The sequence below is a fragment of the Ideonella azotifigens genome (genome assembly GCF_006519715.1).
Lineage (GTDB): Bacteria > Pseudomonadota > Gammaproteobacteria > Burkholderiales > Burkholderiaceae_C > Ideonella > Ideonella azotifigens.
Window position 1 is genome coordinate 1 of the sequence record NZ_VIDT01000885.1, and the last position, 1,906, is coordinate 1,906.

The 1,906-nt window shown below is 68.3% G+C and carries 3 protein-coding genes; 2 read left to right on the plus strand and 1 reads right to left on the minus strand.

Going from position 1 to position 1,906, the window contains the following annotated elements; all coding sequences use genetic code 11:
- On the minus strand, positions 1–240 hold a 240-nt coding region (locus tag FKP22_RS28855), incomplete at its 3' end, for an iron-containing alcohol dehydrogenase (protein WP_141291574.1).
- 140 nt (positions 241–380) lie between these two features.
- On the opposite strand from FKP22_RS28855, the gene FKP22_RS28860 reads away from it, so the two are divergent.
- Together FKP22_RS28860 and FKP22_RS28865 are read left to right on the plus strand one after the other, a co-directional pair.
- The gene (locus tag FKP22_RS28860; RefSeq protein WP_141291576.1) at positions 381–1,295 is read left to right on the plus strand and encodes an alpha/beta hydrolase; all 915 of its coding nucleotides are present in this window, start codon (positions 381–383) and stop codon (positions 1,293–1,295) included.
- Positions 1,292–1,906 (plus strand): YbgC/FadM family acyl-CoA thioesterase (locus tag FKP22_RS28865; RefSeq protein ID WP_141291578.1); only part of this gene is annotated, 615 nt, incomplete at its 3' end. The genes FKP22_RS28860 and FKP22_RS28865, both read left to right, overlap by 4 nt.

The window sequence follows — 1,906 nt, forward strand, 5'->3', positions numbered from 1 at the left end:
GTAGACCGCCACCGCGGCGCGCACGGCAGCCTCGGTCGGGTTGGGCGGCGTGGCGTCGAACACCGCGTGGGGCAGGGTGCCCAGCGCACCCAGCGCCTGGTCCAGCACACCTGCAGCGCGCACCCCGGGGTCGGTTACCACCAGCGGCTTGGCAATGCCCAGCCGCTCGCATTCGGACTGTAGCAGCGAGAGCACGCCGAAGTCGATGTCGATCTGGGTCAGGTAGAGGATGCGCGCCATGGCCTGCCATCAGGAAAGGTTGGGGTGCAGCCAGTATGCTGGCGGCCGCACGCCTCGTGCCACAAGACAAACCTTGAGTTCCTGTCCCCGAGATGACACTGCATTCCAAGCCACCCACAGTCCCTCATCTCACGTCGCAGATGAGCGCCTTGCTGGCGCGCATCCGCCGCGCCAACCGGCCGGCTTTCCACACGCTGTCTCCAGAGCATGCACGCCTGGCCTACGGCATTGGCTCCGAGATCCTGGACCTGCCGCGCGCGCCGCTGCCGCGGGTCGAAGACATTCAGGTGCCTGTAGCGCCTGGCGTGCAGTGTGCCGCGCGGCTCTACGCGCCCAGCGCCGAGAAGCTGCCGGTGCTGCTGTACCTGCACGGCGGTGGTTTCACCATCGGCGGCATCGAGACACACGACAGCCTGTGCCGCCAGCTGGCCCTGCGCAGTGGTGCCGCCGTGCTGTCGCTGGACTACCGGCTGGCGCCCGAACATCGTTTTCCTGCCGCCGTGGACGACAGCTTCGGCGCTTTGCGCTGGCTGGCCGGCCCGGGCGCTGCCGAACTGGGTCTCGAGGCCTCGCGCATCGCGGTGGGTGGTGACAGCGCCGGCGGCACGCTGTCGGCCGTCTGTGCGCTGATGGCACGCGACCAGGGCCTGAAGCTGGCGCTGCAGTTGCTCATCACGCCCGGCACCGGCGCCTACGCCAACACCGATTCGCACCGCCGCTTCGCCGCAGGCTACCTGCTGGACGCCGCCAGCATCGAGTGGTTCTTCAACCAGTACATCGCCCACGCGCAGCGTGAAGACTGGCGCTTCGCGCCGCTGCTGGCGCCGGAGCTGGAAGGCGTGGCGCCCGTCTGCATGATCCTCGCCGAGTGCGACCCGCTGGTCGACGAAGGCGTGGCCTATGCCGACCGGCTGCGGCTGGCAGGCGTGCCGGTCGCGCTGGAGCTGTACCGTGGCGTGACCCACGACTTCATCAAGCTCGGCCGGCAGATCCGCGAAGCCGATGCTGCCCAGGCCGCCGCAGGCCTTGCCCTGAAAGAGGCGTTTTCATCATGAGCACCCCCCGCCTGCAACGCACCGATTTCCGCTGCTTCGAACGCTTGCGCGTGCGCTGGTCCGAAGTGGACATGCAGCAGATCGTCTTCAATGGCCACTACCTGAACTACGTGGACACCGCCGTCGGCACCTACTGGCGCGCGCTGGCCTTGCCGTACCAGGCCGCCATGCAACTGCTGGGCGGTGACCTGTTCGTCAAGAAGGCCACGGTCGAGTACCACGCCGCGGCGACCTTCGATGACCTGCTGGAAGTCGGCGTGCGCCACGAGCGCACCGGCAACAGCTCGCTGGGCTTCACTGCCGCGGTGTTCCGTGCCGAGCAACTGCTGGTCACGACTGAGCTGGTCTATGTGTTTGCCGACGCGCAGGCCCGCACGCCGCTGGCCGTGCCCGCCACGCTGCGCGAGATCCTGCGCGGCTTCGAGGCTGGCGAGGCCATGGTGGAGGTGCAGGTGGGCGACTGGGCCACGCTGGGACAGGCCGCCAGCGAGATCCGACAGGAAGTCTTCGTGCAGGAACAGAACATCCCGGCGGCGATGGAATGGGACGATGGCGATGCGCACTGTGTGCACGCGGTCGCCTACAACCGCCTGGGCATGGCGCTGGGCACT

Excerpts from the sequence above, each read along its gene's own strand:
- FKP22_RS28860 (WP_141291576.1), top strand. The coding sequence starts at position 381 with ATGAGCGCCTTGCTGGCGCGCATCCGCCGCGCCAACCGGCCGGCTTTC.